Genomic DNA, 20,562 nt, shown 5'->3' on the forward strand with positions numbered 1-20,562 from the left:
GGCGCTCCTCCATTGTCTGTGCCGTGGCTTAAGGCTGCTTGGTCAGGACCAGTCGACAATCAGGTTTTCGATCCCAAACACATGGCCGCCATAGGCGATGGGCGCTGTACCTTCCTTGATCCGGAAGGCCGGGAGGCGCGCCAACCATTCCTCCAGGCCAATAACAATCTCTCGCCGGGCGAGGTGTGAGCCAAGGCAGCGGTGGGGACCATAGCCAAAGGCGGCGTGGCGGTTGTCCTCGCGCATGAGATCGATCGTGTCGGGACATTCGAATTCCGCCGGATCGCGATTGGCAATCATCGTGGCGCAGGAAACATAGTCCCCCTTACGGATCGGCGCGCCTTCGAAGTCGATATCTTTCCTTGCCACCCTGATAATCTGCACGGTCGGATAGGCACGCAGCAACTCTTCGGCTGCGAGCACGATTCGGTTCGGTTCGCTCCGCAGCAGTTCCTGTTCTTCGGGATGACGCGCGAGAAAGGCCAGGTCAAAGCCAATCGCTGCAGCGACCGTGTCGAGTCCCGCGACGAACACCAGCACGCCGATGCCACGGACTTCCTCGTCGGTCAGCCGCCTGCCCTCGACCTGTGCCTGCACGATGAAGGTCATGAAATCATCGACCGGTTCCTCGCGGCGCATGGCTGCGAGCTCATCGATGAACGCCAGGATCGTCCGGGCCGCCGCCGGTCTTTTGACATCGTCGCCGTGGAGCAGGTCGTTCGCCCAGCCGACAAATGTATGGAGCCGGTGATTGGGTAGCCCAAGAAGGCGAAGGAAGATGCTGACCGCAAAAGGAAAGGCGAAATCCTGCATGACGTCGCAGCTCGTGCCCGATGCGGCGATGCTGTCGATCAGGGCTATCGCTCGCTCACGGACAGCCGGTTCGAGTGCCGTCACCCGCTTGGGCGAGAGCAGCGGATTGAGTAGCGAACGAAAGACGCCGTGGGCGGGTGGATCGAGTTCAAGCGGGATCATCGGCCAGTTCTCGCCAAGCGCGGAGGCGAAGATGCTGCGATGGCTGGAGAAGGTATCAGCGTCTTGCAGCACCCTGCGCTGGTCTGTGGCGCGAGTGATTACCCAGGTGCCTCGGCCATCGCGCGTGTTAAAGGGGGAATAAAAGATCGGTGGCCCGGCATGAACGCAAGCAGTGGCGGCCTGCGGGTCCCCGTTGGGCGTCGGCGGCATGCCAGGCGACGTGAACAGGCTGAAGTCCCTCACCATTTCGGGCGGGACATGATCCGGAACCGGGTTGAGCGCCATTGGATTTATTCTGCCGTCTGACAACTAACCAGGCCGCGCGGCATTGCATCTTGGCCATCCGGCAACTTGTAACCCTCTTGGCCAGACCGCTGCCTGCCCGCCAAAGAGCCGACGAGCGAAATCGTCGGAGACGCGGCGATTTCCAGCTTCGAACGGCGAGCCGGAATGAAGCTCTTGCTCCAAAGCGGTTCGGGGTCGGTCATCTCTTCAAGGATTTCCGCAGCGCGGCACGCGAAAGGCCGGTTGGCCGCCGACGCGCTCGCCGGTCTCCTCGAGCGCCGGCGAGAGGACACGAGCAAGCACATGCTGGTCGAATTGTATCTCCAGGTCGATCGGTGGCCATTGGCCGGGGCCGGGCGATTGTGACGGTGACGCCAGCCACGCCGGTCGCTATTGCATTCCACAGGCAATGCCCGTTTCGGATAGAATCTGAACTGACGCTGGCCTGACATGTTGTATTCCTTCATTGCATTGAGCGCGATATCACTCACGAATGGACGCCAGTCGGTATCTCCTGCCGTCTCACATGAGAGCTTCAAAAGTCGTGCCAACGGCGCGGAAAGAGCCCTGCAGGAGATTTTCTACATATCATTCAACAGCTTGAACGAACGCAGCCGCAAGCCTGGCGGAGCAAAGCCGTGTCCCGGACATGACAAACCCGGCAGCAAAGTCGCGGCAGCTTCAAAATGCTCTGAGAGCACAAGGCGGCTTTTTCCGTCACTTCGGGACCGTGCCCGCCTCACGCAAGCGCGGTTCAGAAAATCACATGGCCAGCTTGCTAATGGACGTGCTGGCTTTCTTGTACCCATTGTCGATTTCGAAGCTGTCTCGCGAGCGTCGATAGGGCGAAGCGCGTGGCCCGTCAGCCGTCTCAATCCTGAGAACGGAGGCCATAGGGACCTCGTCAGGTAACCTCGATCGACTCCTGTCCCTCGTTCCGAGTTTGAGCCCCAGATTTTCGCTTCGAATACGAGCCACCTGTTCTCCGCGCCGGCGACCCGGCGACCCTCCGGTCCGACTTCCGACATTTTTTGTCCAGCTTCGGACAAAGAGGGTCGCGGCTTGATACGCATAAAGGGAATCCCCTCCGCCCAGAGCCCACGATCAGGTGATTATGGGCGCGCTCGGTCTCGGCGAAGGCATGGTTCTGGCCGCTCAAGGCAAAGAGGGTCGCTGCAAAAAACAGTGTGAACCCAAGCCTGAAAATCAAATGGCATGGCGCTTGCGTCGTACTCGGCAGAACCCATCACAAGGTGGCCAGGAGTAAGACCATTGCTGACATCGCGACGCCCCGTACAAGCGCGTACCGTTCTCGTTGCCGCCGCAAATCGAGAGCTCGTTTCTTCAGACGCCCGTGCTCGCAAGCGGTTTTGCCATGGCTGATCCAAGGCCGACGCAAAACGCGCGGCGCTCGACCGAATTGCCGGCCGAGGTCGATGCCGTGTCAGTTTCAACCGAAAAAGCAGCGCACCAGTTTTCCGCCAGGAGCACATTGATGACGGTCAAAAAAAAGGTTCCTTTCATCACCTTTCGCACGCGTGTTCGCGATGAGTCCATCGAGGGGCCAAACCCGTACCGCTGGGAAGACAAGACATCCGACGACTATTTCAGCGGCAAGCGCATCATCCTGTTCTCGCTGCCCGGTGCCTTCACCCCGACCTGCTCGACCTTGCAGTTGCCCGATTTCGAAATGCTCTACGACGAGTTCGAGAAGGAGGGAATTGACGCGATCTACTGCGTTTCCGTCAACGATGCCTTCGTCATGAATGCCTGGGGCAAGGCCCTGGGGCTGCAGAAAGTCCAGCTGATCCCAGACGGCTCGGGCGAGTTCACCCGCAAGATGGGCATGCTGGTTGCCAAGGACAATCTCGGCTTCGGCATGCGCTCCTGGCGCTACGCTGCCGCAATCAACAATGGCGTGGTGGAGCGGTGGTTCGAGGAGGACGGTTTCTGCGACAACTGCGAGACGGACCCCTATGGCGTATCGTCGCCGCAGAACGTCCTTGAAACGCTGAGAGCCGCCAAAGCCGTGACGGCTGCATGATCTAGACGAGTCAACGTCTCGAAAATCCCCTTGCACAAGGCGAAGGGTCGCTCGGTAGGAGTTTCACGCTAACCATGGAGTCCTCAGCAAGCCTGCTTCAGCGTCAGAAGCAATCGTTGGTTTTGACGCCGCAAATGATGGAATCCATTCGCCTGTTGCAACTGGCGCATCCCGAACTGCATCAGTTCGTCGAGCAGGAAATCGAGAAGAACCCCTTTCTGGAACGGGCCGCAAACCGGGCGATTTCGGCCGGGAATCCGCGCATCGGGCCGACCACGGGCGGAATATCGGATCGGGCCTCGCAGTGGAAATCAATCCGCGGCAAAAACAATGTCCAACCGGGGGGAAACCATGCGTTCGAAGATTCCTGGACGTCCATCGAAACATTGCACGACCATGTCGCTCGTCAGATCGCTCTCAGCGCATTCGCGCCGCTGGAGCGGCGAATAGCTGGCGAGCTTGCCGGTCATCTGGAAGACACCGGATACCTTCCGGTGAACCTTTCGGAACTGGCCCGCAGCCTGAATGTCCGGGAGGCTGTTGTGGAACGGGTTCTCGGAACCTTGCAGCAGTTCGATCCACCGGGTATTTTTGCGCGAACTCTCAGCGAATGCCTTGAGATACAATTGCGGCAGCTAGACAGGTTCGACCCGGCAATGGCAGCGCTGGTCGCCAATCTTGAAGCGCTGGCGCGACGCGATTTTCAAACATTGAAGCGCCATTGCGGTGTCGATGAAGACGACCTTCTCGACATGTTGCACGAAATCCGCGCGCTCGATCCCAAGCCTGGAAACCGATTCCAATCCGGAGGGCCTGAATCGATCATTCCCGACGTCTTGGTCCAGCCCTCTCCCGGAGGTGGGTGGCAAATCGAACTCAATCCAGACACGCTGCCCAGGCTGCTGATGAACCAAAACTATTTTGCCCAGGTCTCCCGCCTAAGCGCCCAAAATTCGAAAGACCAGTCATTTCTCAACGAATGCCTCCAAAACGCGAACTGGCTAATTCGCAGCCTTGATCAGCGCGCCAAGACGATCCTCAAGGTAGCGGCTGAAATCATCCGCCAGCAGGACGCCTTTTTTGAACATGGGGTCGCCCACCTGCGGCCTCTCAATCTCAGGACTGTCGCGGATGCGATCAACGTGCACCAGTCGACGGTAAGCCGGGTGACGTCGAACAAGTACATGCTGACCCCGCGCGGCGTGTTCGAACTGAAGTATTTTTTCACTGTCGCGATCGGCTCCTCCGAAGGCGGCGACGCCTACTCCGCCGAAGCTGTGCGCCATCAAATCAAGGCGATGGTTGCCGTGGAATTGCCCGACGAAGTGCTTTCCGACGACGACATCGCCAACCGGCTCAAGGAAACCGGGATCGACATTGCTCGCCGCACCGTTGCGAAATATCGTGAGGCGCTGAACATCCCGTCCTCCGCGCGACGTCGCCGGGAAAAGCGCGTGCGGCTTCGATGCCAATCAAGCCCGGGCGGCGGCGGCGACGAAAGCGGCTCTTAATCCAAAGCGAACCCGTTCTTGATCCGTGCCAAGTGGCTTTCGCCTTCCTCCGGTCCAAAACAGCTTTCGAAATCGCCGCATTCCTGACAACTGGGCGCGGTGCATAGCGAAAAGCCTTCAGCCTCGCAGAGCTTACGATAGAAATACTTCTTCCATTTCATGTTTTTGGTGTTGCCGGCCGCCAGCGCCGGGAAATGCCTGGCGATTAACTGGCTGAGCTCGGCCCTATTGAAAAGGCCAAGGTCCTGCCACAGATGGTCATTTCGCAAACTCCGCCTGGCGATGATCTTGGCGAAGAGGATGCTGGCCGGATCGCCTGGCCTGGCATGCCCAATGAGCAGGCCGCGCAGAAGCCCTTCCTCCATATCCGGCTCGGGATCGGTCAGCTTTTCCAGCGCGAAGGCGTTGACGGGCACAGCCGGGAAATAGCGTGTCATGACATCTCGCAGGTCGGCACGCGAAAGGCCGGTTGCTTCGGTCGCGGTCGCCTTGCCGGCCTCGACCTCCTTGAGCGCGAGGTAGACAACACGGGCAAGCACATGCCGGTCGAACGCCGTCGCCAGATCGGTCGGCGACCATTGGCTGGTGAGAAAACAGCCATCGTGATGGGCGAGTGTGGCGCCGTTCTCCTGGTCTTGTCCTCGGCTCATGCAGCGAGCGTGTCGGCCGCAAGGTGGGTCTGGCAGTTCTTCGGGCAAACGCGGCCGCAGGCGCCGCAGCCGATGCAGCGGCCGGCCTGGTCGACGACCATGACCATGCGGTTGAGCTCGCCATCGAAGTCGTCGTCCTCGCCCGCGCAGATGCCGAGGATTTCGCCTGCGTCATCGAGGCCATGAAGGTGCATGACCTCCCGCGAGCAGACCTTGAAGCAGCGGCCGCAGCCGATGCAGGTCGCGCCATCGATCGCCGTCAGATAGTGCGGCGTCCATGGCGAGCCGTCGCGGGTGACAAAAGCGCCCGTCATTGTGAATTCTCCAACGCTGCGAGTTCTTCCTTTGCCGCATCCAACTCGGAAAAAACCTTGAAGGCTTTCCAGGCGACCGCCTTGATCTCGGTCCAGTTGACCGGAAGGTCCTGGGCAAGGTCGTGCAATTCCATCTTGGCGGCTCCCGCGCGCGACTGCAGCTTGCGGACCTTCTTCTGCAACAGCGCAAGGTCTGACATGATCCCCTTCCTCGCAAGCCGGTCGTTACGCCCGCGCCATGTCGGGACGCGCTTCGATGGCTACGACCGCATCGCCGGCGTGCCGGCCTCGGCGGGTTTCCGGAACGTCTCGAAGCCGAACCGGTGATGCCGATGGAAGGCGAGACGCTGCAGCCACCTTATGCAATCCCGCGCGGCGAGACGCAGGTCCGTATCCTTCGAGCTCGGCATAAGAGCGGTTGAGCGCAGACGACAATCAAGATCTTGTTCCCGACGTCGACGCGGGCGGTGAGCGCATATTGTGAGGGTGTCGATTTGGCGACGCCCCTATGCCAGAGAATGCGGATCTCGCGTGGATCCGGCGCGTTGCTTTCCTTCGCTCCATTGATCGCATCAACCAGGATCTAAATGATCGCGCGGCGGCTGCCGCCTCAGGAGGAAGCCTCAAGCGCCGTGCCGGGAACGCAGGACGCAGCTCATAAAAAATTGTCTTCATCGCATTGATGGGTTTGCTCAAGAGCGCGGCAGGAAGACAGGCCGGCACCAGGCGTGTCGTGGATTGGACAAGCCCGACGACAGGTTGCGGCCGCCTTTTCAGGAACGGCCCGACAGGATTGCTGGGGAGGCAAGCTGAATTCACGCCGCGTTCAACCGCGTTGCACATTGGTCTCATCCCACCCCTTTGTCAGTTCCAAGGCCTGCCGCTCGAACAGGCGGCGGTAGATGCCGTCGCGACGGATCAGCGCGGCATGGTCGCCCTGCTCGGTGATGCAACCACGGTCGAAGACAAGCAGCCGGTCGAGTGCCCGCACCGTCGAGAGCCGGTGCGCAATGACGAGCGTGGTGCGCCCGACCATGAGCCGCTCCATCGCCTTCTGGATCAGCACCTCCGATTCCGAGTCGAGGCTTGATGTCGCCTCGTCCAGAATCAGGATCGGGGCATCGGCGAGGAAGGCGCGCGCTATCGCCACACGCTGGCGCTCGCCGCCTGAAAGCTTCACGCCGCGCTCGCCGACCAGCGTACCGTAGCCGTTCGGCAGGCGCGCAATGAAGTCATGCGCGCTGGCGAGCCGCGCCGCCTGCTCGACGTCGGACCGAGAAGCACCCGGCCGCCCATAGGCTATATTCTCGGCCAGCGAGCGGTGGAACAGGAGGGGCTCCTGCTGTACGATCGCGATCTGCGAGCGCAGCGAGGCCTGCGTCACCCGCGAGATGTCCTGCCCATCGATCAAGATTCGTCCAGCATCCAGGTCGTAAAGCCGCTGAATGAGCTTGACGAAGGTGGTCTTGCCGGAGCCAGAGGGGCCGACCAGACCGACCCGTGCGCCGGCCTCAATCGAAATCGACAAGTCGCTGTAGAAGGGCGACCAATGATTGCCGTAGTGGAAATGGACGCTCTCAAAATCGATGTGACCCTTCGTGATCCGGATCGGCTTGGCGCCCGGAACATCGGCCACGTCGGGCGGCTGGCTGTAGGTTTGGACCAGTTCCTCCATCTCATTTACAGAGCGCTGGATGTTGCGCACGTGTATGGAAACATCACGCAAGTAGCCATACAGGACGGTGAAAGACCCGAGCACCAAGGCGATGTCACCTGGGGTAGCCTGGCCGCGCGACCACAAAAATAAGGCATAGCCGATCAAAGCCGCTCTCAGCGCAAGAAGCATGATCCCCTGGAATGCAGCACTGACCGTCCCGCGCACCCAGGTCCGGAGGGTCCGGTGCCGCCACTTGGAGATAACTTTCGCGAGGCGATGATCTTCCCGCACCTCGGCGCCGAAGCCTTTGACCACCGCGTTACAGCTGATCGCGTCCGCAAGCGAGCCGCCAAGTCTCGTATCCCAGTTGTTGGCAAGGCCTGCCGCTGGCGCCACATAGCCGAGCGACAGGACAATGATCAGCGCCACATAGCCAACCGAGCCGCAGGCGATGATCAACCCCATCATCGGCCAGTACCAGCCGAGCAGAACGCTCGACCCTACGAGCATGATGAGCGACGGGAACAACGCGAAAAGGATCGTGTCGTTGAGGAGGCAGAGCGCCCACATGCCGCGCGTGATCTTGCGCACCGTCGAGCCGGCGAAGGTTTTCGCATGCCAATCGGTCGAAAAGCGCTGGACGCGATGGAACGCGTCGCTGGCGATGTCGGACATCATCTTCAGAATGAAGTCATTGACGGCAATGAAGGCGATGTTGCGCATGACGACGGCGCCGAGTGCGAGCGCAATCAACATTGAAAAGGCCGCAAGCGTCGCATCCCACACGACGGCGTCGGCTGCCGCTCCTTGGGCGACCGCGTCTACGAGCCGTCCGGAATAGAGCGGCGTCAGGACGTCAAGGAGCGTTGCGAGAAGCACCGCGATCATGATGATCGCGAGCCGGACCGGCTGCCTGCTCCAGTGGCGCACGGTGAAGGCGAAAACGTCGCGAAAGGCCGCGCCGCGCAGATCGATGTGAAAACGACGCGTGGCTTTGTACGAGCGCACCAGGACGCTCGGTCTCAAGAAACCTGAAATGGAAGGTCTGCGTGAGGACGAAATCATCGCTCGGAACGCGGGTGGCTGATCTGGACCTGACATGTTGCTTTCTTTCCTTCGTTCCATCGATCGCGATGTCACCCGCGAGATGAATATCGGCTGCGGGAACGCGCTGCTCTACGAGGAGAGGACCGCAACAGCCGTGCCAAAGGCTCAGAAAGAAGCTCAGAAGAATTTTCTGCATATTCTTCAAGGACAAACGAGATCTCAGCAGGCAACGGGGGCGGACAGCGCCGCGTCGCGCACTCGACAAACCCGACAGGACGCATCGGTCGGCGGGGCATCCCTGGCGGACGGCCGGACAGGATTGCTCCTCACGCGAAGCGGAATTCACGCCCGATTCAACGGCGTTCCGCGTTGAACAATTCCCGCCGATGTCGGAAATGCGACATAGCAGTGTTAGAGCCATCATGTTGTTTTGAAATGATTCCCTTCTTTGGCACGGTCCATGCGTAGCTGTTCGCGAAAGCGTCCGGCCTGAAGGAGAGACAGTCCATGATCCAGCGCACCGAAAACGCCGTGGCCTAAAGACCGCGCTTGCCGGGGGCCGAGCCGGCGCAACGCTGGCGCACCAAGGTCGAGGCGGGTTGCCGCGCCGGCGCCAAGAAGCGCGCAGGCCGAATGTGGCCGCGGCAACTCCTTCGGCTAACCATCATCATCATCATGACAGACCGGGCGTGCGCTTTGCGTGATTGCGCTCAGGAGAAGGATCACATCCATGAGACCTGTTTATCTGGACAACAACGCAACGACACGGGTCGATCCTGAAGTCGTTCAAGCAATGCTGCCGTTTTTTACCGACCAATTCGGCAACCCTTCGTCGAGCCACGATTTTGGCGCTTCCGCCGGGGCGGCGGTGAGAAAGGCGCGCCTGCAGGTGCAAACGCTGATCGGCGCGGAGTTCGACGACGAGATCACCTTCACCTCGGGCGGGACGGAAAGCGACAACGCGGCGATCCTTTCGGCGCTCGAGGTGATGCCTGAGCGCACAGAGATCGTGACTTCCGCAGTCGAGCATTCGGCCGTGCTGACGCTTTGCGCCCACCTTGAGAAGGCGCGCGGCATCAAGGTGCATAGGATCCCGGTGGATCACCACGGCCGGCTCGACCTCGACACCTATAAGGCCGCTCTCACCCCGCGCGTGGCGATCGTCTCGATCATGTCGGCGAACAACGAGACCGGAACCATCTTCCCGGTGGTCGAGCTTGCTGAGTTGGCCAAGGAAGTCGGCGCCCTTTTCCATACCGACGCGGTGCAAGCGGTCGGCAAGCTTGCGATCGACTTGAAATCGACGGCAATCGATATGCTGTCTCTCTCCGGTCACAAATTACACGGACCGAAAGGGGTCGGCGCACTTTATGTAAAGCGCGGCGTGCTCTTCTGTGCGCTGATCAAGGGGGGACGCCAGGAGGGCAACCGCCGCGCCGGCACGGAGAATACGCCAGGCATCGTCGGCCTCGGCGTGGCAGCCGATCTTGCCTTGAAATTCATGGACGACGCGAACACACGGGTAAAGGCGTTGCGCGACCGACTGGAGAAGGAACTTCTCCAGCGCATCCCACACGCCTTCGTCGCCGGCGATTTGCTAAAGCGGTTGCCGAACACCGCAAACATCGCCTTTGGAGATATCGAAGGTGAGGGCATACTGCATTTCCTCAATCGCGAGGGCATCGCCTGCTCCTCCGGCTCTGCTTGCGCCTGCGGCTCGCTGGAGCCGAGCCACGTCTTGGTGGCGATGAATATCCCCAATAGCGCGGCACACGGCGCAATCCGTTTCTCCTTTTCGCGCAACAACGGCGAGGAGGACGTCGACCGGGTGCTCGAGGTCATGCCCGGGATCGTGAAGAAGCTGCGTGAGCTTTCCCCGTCTTCGCCAGCCAGAGAGGACTTCAATCAGTTCCAGGCCTGGGCGACGACGCAACCCCGACCACCGTTTCCGGCCCAGGAGTAATGCAATGTGCAGTTGTTTCGCTGAAAGTCGTGCCATCGATGTCACCGACATCCTCGCCCGGCTGAAGAGCCTGTCGGCTGCGGAGGAGTTCTTCGCAGTCCTTTGCATCTCTTATGATCCGAAGGTGCTCAATGTCTCACGGCTGCATATCCTGAAGCGCATGGGCCAATATCTCGCTGAAGAGGATTTCGCCGGTCTTCCCGATGGGGTGATCGCCGCGCGGGCGCGTGCGACGTTGGAACGCGCCTATGAGGATTTCGCGACATCCTCGCCACTCACCCACCGGGTCTTCAAGGTGCTCAAAGAGCACGATCCCGACAAACCGGCCACTCGGGACCACACCTTTGTCCCGTTCGAGTCGATCCTGAGGCGGTTCGGGACAGAATGAACGCGACACTAGTGCGACGCGACAAGGTCGAAAAGCCGACAAACCCGGTCATCACGACGGCACCTTCGGAACAAACCAACCCCATGTCAAAGGGAACAGAGCAACGCAAAACGGTTGGCACGAATGATGCTGCGAAGGAGATGAACGCCAGGGCCGCTTGCGGATTGGAGCCGAGAAAGACGCAATGCACATTGTAATCTGTATCAAGCAGGTGCCGGACTCCGCGCAGATACGTGTCCACCCGGTGACGAACACGATCATGCGCCAGGGCGTGCCGACCATCATCAACCCTTACGACCTGTTCGCCCTCGAAGAGGCACTGAGATTGCGCGACGCCCATGGCGGCGAGGTCACCGTGCTTACGATGGGTCCGCCGATGGCAGAAGATGCGCTGCGCAAGGCGCTCACCTATGGCGCCGACCGCGCGGTACTCTTGACCGACCGCTGTTTTGCCGGCTCCGACACGCTGGCGACGTCCTTCGCGCTTTCTCGGGCAATCGTGAGAATTGGCGAGACCTTTGGCGCGCCGGACATCGTCTTCGCCGGCAAGCAGACGATTGATGGCGATACCGCCCAGGTCGGGCCCGGCATCGCCAAGCGCCTCGGCCTCCTGCAGTTCACCTATGTGGCGAAGATCGACTCTATCGATGTCGATGCGCGCGAGATCACCGTCAAGCGCCGTTCGGAAGGCGGTACGCAGATGCTGAAAAGCAGGCTGCCTTGCCTCGTCACAATGCTGGAAGGCACCAACGAAATCCGCAGGGGCTCGCTCGACGACGCCATGCGCGCCGCGCGCAGCCAGATCGTGAAATGGAGCGCGGCCGAAGCTGGCATTGACGACCTCAACAAATGCGGCCTGCGCGGCTCGCCGACGGTCGTCAAGCGCGTTTTCGCCCCAACCACGCGGGCGGAAAAGGCGACGCAGATCGACATGACCGACAAGACGCAGCACGACCTCGCTGACGAACTGATCGCCGCAATCTTTACCCGCCAGCCAGCGCTGGAACACGAACTCGCCTTCGACGGCGGCCAGTGACGGGACGGCAAGGAGAGATGATGTCGAACGCGAACCGCGAAGCCCCTCCTTCCGCCGGCCGTGCCGGCATCAAGAGGGAATTGCCTGAGCACTTTAGGGACTATCGGCACGTCTGGGTTTTCATCGAACTGGAACGCGGCGAGGTCCATCCCGTGTCCTTCGAACTGCTTGGCGAAGGCCGCAAGCTCGCCGACAAGCTTGGCATCCAGCTTGCGGGGATCGTGCTCGGACCGCCCGGTGAGGCCACGCAGCATGCCATTGCCGAGGCCTTCGCTTACGGCGCCGACCTTGTCTATCTCGTCGAGGCACCGTTGCTTGCCGACTATCGCAACGAGCCTTTCACCAAGGCGATGACGGATCTGGTCAATACCCACAAGCCGGAGATCCTGCTTCTCGGGGCGACCACGCTCGGCAGGGATCTCGCTGGCTCAGTAGCGACGACCTTGCTGACAGGGCTCACTGCCGACTGTACCGAACTCGATGTTGTCGACGGTTCGCTCGCCGCGACCCGTCCGACTTTCGGCGGTTCCTTGCTATGCACGATCTATACGCTCAACTACCGGCCGCAGATGGCCACCGTACGACCGAGGGTTATGGCCATGCCACCGCGGACGGATAAGCCGGTCGGGCGTGTCATCCGGCACAAGCTGTCAATGACCGAGGAAGAGATCATCACCAAAGTCCTTGGCTTCAACCTCGATCGCCAATCGGCAAAGGCAAATCTCGCCTACGCCGACATCGTGGTTGCCGGAGGCCTCGGTCTCGGCTCAGCGGAGAATTTGCAGCTTGTGAAGAATCTAGCGCGGGCAATCGGCGCCGAATATGGCTGTTCGCGCCCGCTGGTCCAGAAGGGCTGGATGCCGGCCGATCGGCAGGTTGGCCAAACGGGCAAGACCATCCGGCCAAAGCTTTACATAGCGGCCGGGATTTCCGGGGCCATTCAGCATCGGGTTGGCGTGGAGGGGGCTGATTTGATCGTAGCCATCAACACCGACCCGAACGCCCCGATCTTCGACTTTGCCCACCTCGGCATCGTCACCGACGCAATCCGTTTCCTGCCGGCATTGACGGAAGCTTTCACCCGGCGGCTGTCGCCGCACAGCCACGACAAGCTTGCGAGCTAAGGGAGAGGGCCATGATCGAGGAAGAATTCGACGCCATCGTCGTCGGGGCCGGTATGTCCGGAAACGCGGCCGCCTACACCATGGCAAGCCAGGGCCTGACGGTGCTGCAGTTGGAGCGCGGCGAGTATCCGGGCTCCAAGAATGTCCAGGGCGCCATCATGTACGCCGACATGTTGGAGCAAATCATTCCGGATTTCCGGGATGATGCGCCTCTCGAGCGGCATCTGGTCGAGCAGCGATTCTGGTTGATGGACGACAGCTCCCACACCGGGATGCAGTATCGATCGGACGATTTCAACGAGGCGAAGCCCAATCGCTACACGATCATCCGCGCCCAATTCGACAAGTGGTTTTCGCGCAAGGTGCGCCACGCCGGCGCGACGGTTCTGTGCGAGACGACGGTGACCGAACTTGTCCGCAGTGCCAGCGGCAAGGTGATCGGCGTGCGCACCGACCGGGCTGGCGGGCCGATCTACGCGGACGTCGTCGTGCTCGCAGAAGGTGTCAACGGACTGCTCGGTACACGGGCCGGCCTGCGCAAGATGCCGAAGCCAGAAAGCGTGGCGCTCGCTGTCAAGGAAATGCATTTCCTACCCGATGAGGTCATTGAGCAGCGGTTCGGCCTCCAGGGCGACGAAGGCTGCGTGATCGAAGCGGCGGGCACGATTTCCCGCAGCATGGCCGGACTGGCCTTCCTCTACACCAACAAGGAGTCGATCTCTCTCGGCATCGGCTGCCTCGTCTCCGATTTCGCCCAGACAATGGAGAGCCCTTACGTCCTCCTCGACGCCTTCAAAAACCATGCTTCGATCCGGCCGCTGATCGCGGGCTCGGAAGTCAAGGAGTATTCCGCGCATCTCATTCCCGAAGGTGGCTACAAGGCAATTCCGCAGCTCTTCGGCGACGGTTGGGTGGCGGTCGGTGATGCCGCCCAACTGAACAACGCTATCCACCGCGAGGGTTCGAACCTCGCCATGACTTCCGGCCGCATCGCGGGCGAGGCAATCATTGAGATCAAGGGCCGCAACCAGCCGATGATCAGGAGGAACCTCGCCCTCTACAAGACCATGCTGGACAAGTCCTTCGTAGTCAAAGACCTGATGAAATATAAGGACATGCCGGCCCTGATACACACCAATTCCCGCAATTTCTTCATGACTTACCCGCAGTTGATGTCGCAGGCCGCGCAGAACTTCATGCGGGTCGACGGCACCCCAAAAATCGAGAAGGAAAAGGCGACCACTGCTGCCTTCATCAAGGCGCGTTCGCGCTGGGGGCTGATCAGCGATGTGGTCCGCCTGGCACTCGCGTGGCGCTGAAGGAGAAACAGGATGACGATGGCCGTGACGAAGTTACGTGTCGAGGAGAAGCTTTATCAGAACCGCTATCTGGTCGATCCGGGCCGCCCGCATATCAAAGTGCGACCGCACGAGAGGCCGAGCGCGAACCTGCTCGCGCTGACACACATCTGCCCGGCCAAGTGCTATGAGTTGAACGACAAGGGACAGGTGGAGACGACTTCCGACGGCTGCATGGAATGCGGCACCTGTCGCGTGCTGTGCGAGGCCAGCGGTGAGATCGTGTGGAATTACCCGCGCGGCGGCTTTGGCGTTCTCTTCAAGTTCGGATGACTGGCGCAAAGAGCGGGAAACGAGAGGCTCGCAATGCGGTCAAGACCGCCAATATCGTTCACAATTGCCGAAAGGCTGAAAATACTATGTTTCTGGAACTCAAAATACAAAAAAGGGCTTGGGAGGAGCACCTTGGACAACCCTTGAGGTGTTTGCGTGGCTCACATGCTTCCAGATCAGGTCGGTGAAATTGCATCTCGGAACACCCCGCCTGAACCTGCGGTCGAAGCGGCGCGCAATGCGGACAGCTTGCTCAGGGGAATCTACGAGATATCGAAGATTCTGACTGCCCCGACCCGGCTGGAGATTACGCTTGCCAATGTCGCGAATATCCTCTCCTCGTTTGTGCAAATGCGTCATGGCGCAATCGTCGTCCTGGACGCTGAAGGAGAGCCGGAGATTAGCGCAACTACCGGCGGCGCTGTGCCTCAGTCAGCCATCGGCAGTGTCATACCCCAGGCCGTAATAGACAAAATCGTCGCTACTGGAGTGCCGATCGTCATACAAGACACAAGCACGTCGGAGCTGTTTCAGGCTGATCCTCAATCGACCAGCGGCACGATCGCAACTGCGTTTATCGGTGTCCCGCTAAAGGCTGAGGAAAAGATCTTCGGGACGCTGTCGATCGACCGGGTCAGGAACGGTACCACCGAGTTCCGTTACGAGGAGGACCTACGTTTCCTGGCCATGGTCGCCAATCTGGTCGGCCGGACCATTCGCCTGCATCGCACTTTGAGCACGGCTGGTCAGCGACTTATCGAGAAGCAATCGAGACCAGAGCAATCGCTCGACGAGGACAGGACCCATCCGGCCCGACATCCGCATGTCAAGGTCGACGGAATCATCGGAGAAAGTCCCGCACTCAAGCAAGTGCTGGAGATCGTCTCGGTCGTGGCCAGGACCAATTCCACCGTGCTTCTGCGAGGCGAAAGCGGTACCGGCAAGGAGTTCTTTGCACAGTCCATCCATAGGCTTTCACATCGGAGGGAGAAATCCTTCGTCAAATTGAACTGCGCCGCACTGCCCGAAAGCGTCTTGGAATCGGAGCTCTTTGGCCACGAGAAGGGCGCCTTCACCGGGGCTATCCTGCAGCGCGCCGGCCGGTTCGAATTGGCGAATGGCGGAACCCTGCTGCTTGATGAAATCGGCGAGATTTCGCCTGCCTTTCAAGCCAAGCTGTTGCGCGTCTTGCAGGAAGGAGAACTGGAGCGAGTGGGCGGCACAAGGACCCTAAAGGTTGACGTGCGGCTCATATGCGCCACCAACAAGGACCTCGAGACGGCTGTCCGGAATGGAGAGTTCAGGGCCGACCTTTATTACCGCATCAATGTGGTGCCAATAGTCCTGCCTCCCCTCAGAGAGCGGCCGGGCGATATTCCACGCCTTGCCAAAGCTCTCCTCGATAGATTCAACAAGGAGAACCATCGCGATCTTGCCTTCACGCCGTCGGCGCTTGACCTGATCTCGCAATGCTATTTCCCTGGCAACGTGCGTGAGTTGGAGAATTGTGTGCGACGGACGGCCACACTTGCGCGTTCAATGACAATAACTGCGTCGGATTTCGCCTGCCAGAACAGCCAGTGCCTTTCTTCGCTTCTGTGGAAAGGAGTCGGCCGTTCGCACGGCGCCTATGCCGTCGACAAGTTCGCACGTGGCAATATGATGCCGGTTGGATCGCCGCTGCCTGCCATGCGAGTCGGCCCCTCCCAGAATGAGGCATCGCCCGGCGAGACCTGCGACCCCAACCATCCAGCTTGCCCAGCAATGAACCAGCGTCTGACGGAACGCGACCGACTGATCGATGCGATGGAGAAAGCCGGCTGGGTTCAGGCCAAGGCGGCTCGTTTCCTCGGTCTCACGCCGCGGCAGGTCGGCTATGCTCTGCGCCGGCATCATATCGAAGTGAAGAAGTTCTAACGCCATTGATGACACCACATTTGGGAGCGCGGTTGCTCCCCGCACTGGGCGTAACTGAGACAAGACGGTACCTGTCGCGTTGGTTTTGACCGTTGTCGGCGACCTGACAAAACCGTGTCGCAGGAAACGGACACAATTGGACACAAAAGGCCGACGTAAAGCCAGCATGACGGATAAAGACCGCTTTTCGAGTTGGCATATCTCTTGCGCTCTGAAGTGCGATGTTCACACCACGCACGGAGCCGTTCGATGTCCGCACCGATGATTTCGCTACAGAGCCTTTCCGGCACGACAGTCTTCGATCAGTTGCCGGCGAGAGCGAAATCCGGTGCCTGCGCATCTTCATCCTGCGGCTCCTTCGCAAAGCCGCACGAGATGGACTCGGCTGTCTGGGAGAAGATCAAGGATCATCCCTGCTTTTCAGAGGAAGCGCACCACTATTTCGCGCGCATGCATGTGGCGGTCGCCCCAGCCTGCAATATTCAATGCAACTACTGCAATCGCAAATATGACTGCGCCAACGAAAGCCGGCCTGGGGTGGTTTCGGAAAGGCTGACGCCCGACCAGGCGCTGCGCAAGGTGATCGGGGTTGCCAACGAAGTGCCGCAGCTTTCCGTGCTTGGCATCGCCGGACCGGGCGATGCCTGTTACGACTGGAAGAACACAAAGGCGACATTCGAACGGGTCGCCAAGGAAATCGCCGACATCAAGCTGTGCATCTCAACCAACGGGCTCGCGCTGCCAGACCGCGTCGCCGAGCTTGCCGAAATGAATGTCGATCACGTGACGATCACCATCAACATGGTCGACCCGCGGATCGGTGCCAAGATCTATCCGTGGATCTTCTATGACAACCGCCGTTATACCGGCGTTGAGGCAGCCACGATCCTGCACGAACGACAGATGTCGGGGCTGGAGATGCTGACGGCGCGCGGCATCCTCACCAAGATCAATTCGGTGATGATTCCCGGCGTAAACGATGAGCACCTGATCGAGGTGAATAAATGGGTCAAGGAGCGCGGCGCGTTCCTGCACAATGTCATGCCGCTGATTTCCGACCCGGCACACGGTACGCATTACGGCCTGAGCGGGCAGCGCGGCCCCAAGGCAATGGAGCTGAAGGCCCTTCAGGATCGTCTCGAAGGCGGCGCCAAGTTGATGCGCCACTGCCGGCAGTGCCGGGCCGATGCTGTCGGCCTGCTCGGCGAGGATCGTGGCCAGGAATTCACGCTCGACCGGCTTCCCGACAAGGTCACGTACGACGCCAGCAAGCGCGAGACATATCGGGCAGTGGTCGCGCGCGAGCGGGGCGACCGCATGGCGGCCAAGAGCGAGGCGCTCGGGATGGTCAAGACCGCGGGCTCCGGCAAATCGCTTCTGGTCGCGGTGGCGACCAAGGGTGGCGGCCGCATCAACGAACATTTCGGCCATGCGAAGGAATTCCAGGTTTATGAGGCCTCGCCGAAAGGGATCAGCTTCGTCGGTCATCGCAAGGTCGAGCAGTATTGCCTCGGGGGCCGGGCCGAGGACAAGAGCCTCGACGGCGTCATCTCTACGCTCGAAGGCGTAGACATCGTGCTGTGCGCGAGAATTGGAAATTGCCCCGAGGATCGTCTCAAGGAAGGTGGGATCCGAGCAACGGATGCTTACGGGTATGACTACATCGAGACCGCGATCGGCGCGCTTTACGCCGCCGAGTTTGGGAGTGAGCCACTGGCTGCGACGGCCTGAGCCGCCTCATTCTAACCGAACCGGAGTTGAAAATGGCCTTTAAGATCATCGCTTCCCAATGCACCCAGTGCGGTGCCTGTGAGTTCGAATGCCCTTCGGGCGCGATCAAGTTCAAGGGCGAGACCTACGTGATCGATCCGATAAAGTGCACCGAATGCGAGGGGACCTTCGAAACGCAGCAATGCGCCTCGGTATGTCCGGTGTCGAAGACTTGCGTCCCCGCCTGACCTCCATTTCGGCTACCGACACGGTCGAGGCGCCTCCGCAGGACCATTGACCTCCTGTTGGAAAGCTGCAGCCGAGAGAAAGGAACGGCCATGAGCCTCGGACGCGAACAGGACATCGAAATCCGTACACCGCCGCGATTCATGCCGGGTGAGCGGGTCCGCGCCACACGCCACATAAAAAATGACGGCACCTATCCGGGCAAGGAGATCGGTGAAAATCTGGTGCGCAAAGGCGACGAGGGCTATGTGCGCGACATCGGCACCTTTCTCCAGCAGTTCTACATCTATGCGGTCGAATGGATCGATCGCGGCACCGTCGTCGGCATGCGTGCGCGTGAACTCATGAGCCTTGAGACGGCTGGGATTCGTTGCAGTGCCGAAATCGGTGCTGGGTTTGACGAAGGAACGGCCCGATGAGGGTAATGATCCGCAGGACCGGTGCTGGCTTGTCGGCCTATATTCCCAAAAAGGATCTCGAAGAGCCGATCATCAAGGTCGACAACGAACACTTATGGGGTGGGGCCGTGACGCTGAAGAACGGCTGGCGGTTAGTCCTGCCCGACCTTCCGCGGGATACGCCTTTGCCGATTACCGTCGAAGCAAGGAAGATTTCCGACGAGGACTGACCTTCGGGTTTACACAAAGAGAGCGGCAAAGGGATACGAGCATGAACACAATGACCTCGGGCCATCTCGTCGTCATTCGGGACAGTTTTGCCGAAAGGCAGCTTGACCTTTTGAAGAAAGGGCTCGCGGCCGATCAGGTCATTCCCTATCTCGGCCCGGGTCTGCTTGAGATCCGCTCCGCGGGACCGCCCGTACCGCATACCCCCGAAGCCGTTGCCGCAGCGCTCAACAAGCGCGCGCCAGCCCCTTCGAAGATTCGCACCAACATGTGGTCGGTAGCGCAGTATATCGAACAGCGCCGGCACCGCCGGACGCTTCAACTTTGGATGGCCGAAATATTCGCGGCCCCGGTGGTGCCGACCATCTTGCATGCCTGGCTTGCAACGCTGCCGCTCTCCGTGATCGTCGACAGCTGGTACGACGGTGCCATGCGCGCGGCTCTAATACAGACCCGCCGAACCGACGTCGTCGAAATACAGGGCGTAACACGGGCGCACGAGATCGGTGACATTTGGACGAAAGCCTACGATTTGTCCGGGATATTACTCGAATCCGCACCAGCGGCGAAGACGGTTCTCTACGCCCCTCACGGCGGTGCCAGGCCGGCCGCAAACTTCCTCGTCGCAGATTCCGACTACGTTGAAGTGCTGAGCGAAATCGACATCCAGACGCCGATCCCTGACCTGGTGAAGGAACGGCGAGCCAGCCGTGGTCTTTTCTTCCTCGGCTGCCGCTTCAATGATCAGATGCTGCGCACCTATGCCCGACAGATCATGAAGCGCTCCCATGGCCCACATTTTGCGGCAATCGATACAGCACAGCTGACCAAGAACGAGCGTCGCTTCCTTGCAGAAAGGGCAATCACGGTCATTGACATGCCGACGGGTCAAGCCGCGGCCCGTCTCGTCGGACTGGGCGAGACATTGCATTCCAAACCGGGAATCGTTTGAGCCATTCCCAGACGCCTCCACACTGCCGAAAAGGTAAAACGGGCAATTGACTTCCGGGTTTTTCAACAACTCCGAGAGGCGCTCTGAAAAGCTACGACGGTTATTGCATTCGAGGCTGCAGCGGATATGGGATACGCTGCGGATGAACACAGCGGCGACGGGCTCGAACCAGCCGAGCAGACCATAGTCTGGCGCCATGGTTGTCGCGGCGAGCGGTCGCAGCTGATCGGCTTCACTTGGCGGTAAAAGCTGTGGCACGGCACGATGATCAGGCCGGTTGGGGTCGATGCCAATCGAGCTAAGGCCAAGCGTGCTCACCGCATAGGCGGTCACCTGCCACGGCCATCCCAGAGCGTCAGGATGATCGCGTTGCGCGACAGCTTGGCGCGCTGCAGACGCGAGCGATTGGTTCAGGGCAGGCCTCTTCGCCATCAACGAGACCCGCTGCTGCATGAGTTGTAAACGCCCGCACCACGGCGCCGCGAA

General features: G+C 60.2%; 22 protein-coding genes. 16 read left to right on the forward strand and 6 right to left on the reverse strand.

From position 1 onward, the window contains the following. Window positions 1–42: 42 nt before the first annotated feature. Window positions 43–1,260 (reverse strand): cytochrome P450, encoded by a 1,218-nt coding sequence (locus SLT36_RS26280; RefSeq protein ID WP_432284981.1) that lies wholly within the window; start codon window positions 1,258–1,260, stop codon window positions 43–45. Between the two features lie 5 nt (window positions 1,261–1,265). Continuing rightward, complete coding sequence (locus tag SLT36_RS26285; RefSeq protein ID WP_432284982.1) at window positions 1,266–1,751, reverse strand: hypothetical protein; 486 nt, start codon at window positions 1,749–1,751, stop codon at window positions 1,266–1,268. 1,004 nt (window positions 1,752–2,755) lie between these two features. On the opposite strand from SLT36_RS26285, the gene SLT36_RS26290 reads away from it, so the two are divergent. Next, window positions 2,756–3,304 carry a peroxiredoxin gene (locus SLT36_RS26290; RefSeq protein ID WP_432284983.1) on the forward strand — a complete coding sequence of 183 codons (549 nt, stop codon included), beginning with the start codon at window positions 2,756–2,758 and terminating at the stop codon, window positions 3,302–3,304. Window positions 3,305–3,378: 74 nt separating this feature from the next. Beyond that, a complete protein-coding gene (gene rpoN, locus SLT36_RS26295; RefSeq protein WP_432284984.1) occupies window positions 3,379–4,815 on the forward strand; it encodes an RNA polymerase factor sigma-54 in 1,437 nt (478 codons plus the stop codon). Here rpoN and SLT36_RS26300 read toward each other — a convergent pair. The 3 genes from SLT36_RS26300 to SLT36_RS26310 are packed head-to-tail and all read right to left on the reverse strand — an operon-like array spanning window position 4,812 to window position 5,979. Further along, window positions 4,812–5,465: a nitrogen fixation protein NifQ gene (locus tag SLT36_RS26300; RefSeq protein ID WP_432284985.1), complete on the reverse strand. Its 654-nt coding sequence runs from the start codon at window positions 5,463–5,465 to the stop codon at window positions 4,812–4,814. The two genes, rpoN and SLT36_RS26300, sit on opposite strands and share 4 nt — an antisense overlap. After that, the gene (fdxB, locus tag SLT36_RS26305; protein WP_432284986.1) at window positions 5,462–5,779 is read right to left on the reverse strand and encodes a ferredoxin III, nif-specific; all 318 of its coding nucleotides are present in this window, start codon (window positions 5,777–5,779) and stop codon (window positions 5,462–5,464) included. Before fdxB ends, SLT36_RS26300 begins: the two co-directional genes overlap by 4 nt. Further along, window positions 5,776–5,979: a CCE_0567 family metalloprotein gene (locus SLT36_RS26310; RefSeq protein WP_432284987.1), complete on the reverse strand. Its 204-nt coding sequence runs from the start codon at window positions 5,977–5,979 to the stop codon at window positions 5,776–5,778. Before SLT36_RS26310 ends, fdxB begins: the two co-directional genes overlap by 4 nt. On the opposite strand from SLT36_RS26310, the gene SLT36_RS26315 reads away from it, so the two are divergent. After that, window positions 5,978–6,106 carry a hypothetical protein gene (locus SLT36_RS26315; RefSeq protein ID WP_432284988.1) on the forward strand — a complete coding sequence of 43 codons (129 nt, stop codon included), beginning with the start codon at window positions 5,978–5,980 and terminating at the stop codon, window positions 6,104–6,106. The genes SLT36_RS26310 and SLT36_RS26315 overlap by 2 nt on opposite strands. A gap of 499 nt (window positions 6,107–6,605) precedes the next feature. Here the strand turns inward: SLT36_RS26315 and SLT36_RS26320 are convergent, their stop codons facing one another. Next, window positions 6,606–8,501 carry an ABC transporter ATP-binding protein gene (locus tag SLT36_RS26320; protein ID WP_432288502.1) on the reverse strand — a complete coding sequence of 632 codons (1,896 nt, stop codon included), beginning with the start codon at window positions 8,499–8,501 and terminating at the stop codon, window positions 6,606–6,608. A gap of 34 nt (window positions 8,502–8,535) precedes the next feature. On the opposite strand from SLT36_RS26320, the gene SLT36_RS26325 reads away from it, so the two are divergent. The 13 genes from SLT36_RS26325 to SLT36_RS26385 all read left to right on the forward strand — a co-directional run bounded on the left by SLT36_RS26325 (window position 8,536) and on the right by SLT36_RS26385 (window position 20,076). Then, complete coding sequence (locus SLT36_RS26325) at window positions 8,536–8,856, forward strand: hypothetical protein (RefSeq protein ID WP_432284989.1); 321 nt, start codon at window positions 8,536–8,538, stop codon at window positions 8,854–8,856. Window positions 8,857–9,213: 357 nt separating this feature from the next. Then, a complete protein-coding gene (gene nifS, locus SLT36_RS26330; RefSeq protein ID WP_432284990.1) occupies window positions 9,214–10,446 on the forward strand; it encodes a cysteine desulfurase NifS in 1,233 nt (410 codons plus the stop codon). A gap of 4 nt (window positions 10,447–10,450) precedes the next feature. Next, window positions 10,451–10,834 carry a nitrogenase stabilizing/protective protein NifW gene (gene nifW, locus SLT36_RS26335; RefSeq protein WP_432284991.1) on the forward strand — a complete coding sequence of 128 codons (384 nt, stop codon included), beginning with the start codon at window positions 10,451–10,453 and terminating at the stop codon, window positions 10,832–10,834. A gap of 184 nt (window positions 10,835–11,018) precedes the next feature. Continuing rightward, a complete protein-coding gene (locus SLT36_RS26340; protein WP_107652838.1) occupies window positions 11,019–11,870 on the forward strand; it encodes an electron transfer flavoprotein subunit beta/FixA family protein in 852 nt (283 codons plus the stop codon). Window positions 11,871–11,890: 20 nt separating this feature from the next. Further along, a complete protein-coding gene (locus SLT36_RS26345) occupies window positions 11,891–12,994 on the forward strand; it encodes an electron transfer flavoprotein subunit alpha/FixB family protein (protein WP_027056557.1) in 1,104 nt (367 codons plus the stop codon). A gap of 11 nt (window positions 12,995–13,005) precedes the next feature. Further along, window positions 13,006–14,313 carry an FAD-dependent oxidoreductase gene (locus tag SLT36_RS26350; RefSeq protein WP_432284992.1) on the forward strand — a complete coding sequence of 436 codons (1,308 nt, stop codon included), beginning with the start codon at window positions 13,006–13,008 and terminating at the stop codon, window positions 14,311–14,313. 12 nt (window positions 14,314–14,325) lie between these two features. Beyond that, window positions 14,326–14,625 (forward strand): ferredoxin family protein, encoded by a 300-nt coding sequence (locus SLT36_RS26355; protein ID WP_006333856.1) that lies wholly within the window; start codon window positions 14,326–14,328, stop codon window positions 14,623–14,625. Between the two features lie 156 nt (window positions 14,626–14,781). Next, window positions 14,782–16,542 carry a nif-specific transcriptional activator NifA gene (gene nifA / locus SLT36_RS26360; protein WP_432284993.1) on the forward strand — a complete coding sequence of 587 codons (1,761 nt, stop codon included), beginning with the start codon at window positions 14,782–14,784 and terminating at the stop codon, window positions 16,540–16,542. A 249-nt stretch (window positions 16,543–16,791) separates the two neighbouring features. Further along, window positions 16,792–18,273 (forward strand): nitrogenase cofactor biosynthesis protein NifB, encoded by a 1,482-nt coding sequence (gene nifB / locus SLT36_RS26365; protein WP_097574886.1) that lies wholly within the window; start codon window positions 16,792–16,794, stop codon window positions 18,271–18,273. A gap of 32 nt (window positions 18,274–18,305) precedes the next feature. Next, window positions 18,306–18,500 carry a 4Fe-4S dicluster domain-containing protein gene (locus SLT36_RS26370; RefSeq protein ID WP_027056561.1) on the forward strand — a complete coding sequence of 65 codons (195 nt, stop codon included), beginning with the start codon at window positions 18,306–18,308 and terminating at the stop codon, window positions 18,498–18,500. Window positions 18,501–18,590: 90 nt separating this feature from the next. Continuing rightward, window positions 18,591–18,917, forward strand: coding sequence for a nitrogen fixation protein NifZ (locus SLT36_RS26375; protein ID WP_097574885.1), 327 nt, complete (start codon window positions 18,591–18,593; stop codon window positions 18,915–18,917). After that, window positions 18,914–19,126, forward strand: a complete 213-nt coding sequence (gene nifT, locus SLT36_RS26380) for a putative nitrogen fixation protein NifT (RefSeq protein ID WP_097574884.1) — start codon at window positions 18,914–18,916, stop codon at window positions 19,124–19,126. Before SLT36_RS26375 ends, nifT begins: the two co-directional genes overlap by 4 nt. A 41-nt stretch (window positions 19,127–19,167) precedes the next feature. Continuing rightward, window positions 19,168–20,076 (forward strand): SIR2 family NAD-dependent protein deacylase, encoded by a 909-nt coding sequence (locus SLT36_RS26385; RefSeq protein WP_432284994.1) that lies wholly within the window; start codon window positions 19,168–19,170, stop codon window positions 20,074–20,076. Window positions 20,077–20,562: the final 486 nt, after the last annotated feature.

It is taken from the genome of Aminobacter sp. BA135, assembly GCF_050859125.1.
Taxonomy (GTDB): Bacteria; Pseudomonadota; Alphaproteobacteria; order Rhizobiales; family Rhizobiaceae; genus Aminobacter; species Aminobacter ciceronei.

Bases quoted from the DNA above. Each gene is read 5' to 3' on its own strand.
- SLT36_RS26280 (WP_432284981.1), bottom strand. From the start codon at position 1,260: ATGGCGCTCAACCCGGTTCCGGATCATGTCCCGCCCGAAATGGTGAGG.
- SLT36_RS26290 (WP_432284983.1), top strand. From the start codon at position 2,756: ATGACGGTCAAAAAAAAGGTTCCTTTCATCACCTTTCGCACGCGTGTT.
- rpoN (WP_432284984.1), top strand. From the start codon at position 3,379: ATGGAGTCCTCAGCAAGCCTGCTTCAGCGTCAGAAGCAATCGTTGGTT.
- SLT36_RS26300 (WP_432284985.1), bottom strand. From the start codon at position 5,465: ATGAGCCGAGGACAAGACCAGGAGAACGGCGCCACACTCGCCCATCAC.
- fdxB (WP_432284986.1), bottom strand. From the start codon at position 5,779: ATGACGGGCGCTTTTGTCACCCGCGACGGCTCGCCATGGACGCCGCAC.
- SLT36_RS26315 (WP_432284988.1), top strand. From the start codon at position 5,978: ATGATCCCCTTCCTCGCAAGCCGGTCGTTACGCCCGCGCCATGTCGGG.
- SLT36_RS26310 (WP_432284987.1), bottom strand. From the start codon at position 5,979: ATGTCAGACCTTGCGCTGTTGCAGAAGAAGGTCCGCAAGCTGCAGTCG.
- SLT36_RS26320 (WP_432288502.1), bottom strand. From the start codon at position 8,501: ATGATTTCGTCCTCACGCAGACCTTCCATTTCAGGTTTCTTGAGACCG.
- SLT36_RS26325 (WP_432284989.1), top strand. From the start codon at position 8,536: ATGTTGCTTTCTTTCCTTCGTTCCATCGATCGCGATGTCACCCGCGAG.
- nifS (WP_432284990.1), top strand. From the start codon at position 9,214: ATGAGACCTGTTTATCTGGACAACAACGCAACGACACGGGTCGATCCT.
- nifW (WP_432284991.1), top strand. From the start codon at position 10,451: ATGTGCAGTTGTTTCGCTGAAAGTCGTGCCATCGATGTCACCGACATC.
- SLT36_RS26340 (WP_107652838.1), top strand. From the start codon at position 11,019: ATGCACATTGTAATCTGTATCAAGCAGGTGCCGGACTCCGCGCAGATA.
- SLT36_RS26345 (WP_027056557.1), top strand. From the start codon at position 11,891: ATGTCGAACGCGAACCGCGAAGCCCCTCCTTCCGCCGGCCGTGCCGGC.
- SLT36_RS26350 (WP_432284992.1), top strand. From the start codon at position 13,006: ATGATCGAGGAAGAATTCGACGCCATCGTCGTCGGGGCCGGTATGTCC.
- SLT36_RS26355 (WP_006333856.1), top strand. From the start codon at position 14,326: ATGACGATGGCCGTGACGAAGTTACGTGTCGAGGAGAAGCTTTATCAG.
- nifB (WP_097574886.1), top strand. From the start codon at position 16,792: ATGTCCGCACCGATGATTTCGCTACAGAGCCTTTCCGGCACGACAGTC.
- SLT36_RS26370 (WP_027056561.1), top strand. From the start codon at position 18,306: ATGGCCTTTAAGATCATCGCTTCCCAATGCACCCAGTGCGGTGCCTGT.
- SLT36_RS26375 (WP_097574885.1), top strand. From the start codon at position 18,591: ATGAGCCTCGGACGCGAACAGGACATCGAAATCCGTACACCGCCGCGA.
- nifT (WP_097574884.1), top strand. From the start codon at position 18,914: ATGAGGGTAATGATCCGCAGGACCGGTGCTGGCTTGTCGGCCTATATT.
- SLT36_RS26385 (WP_432284994.1), top strand. From the start codon at position 19,168: ATGAACACAATGACCTCGGGCCATCTCGTCGTCATTCGGGACAGTTTT.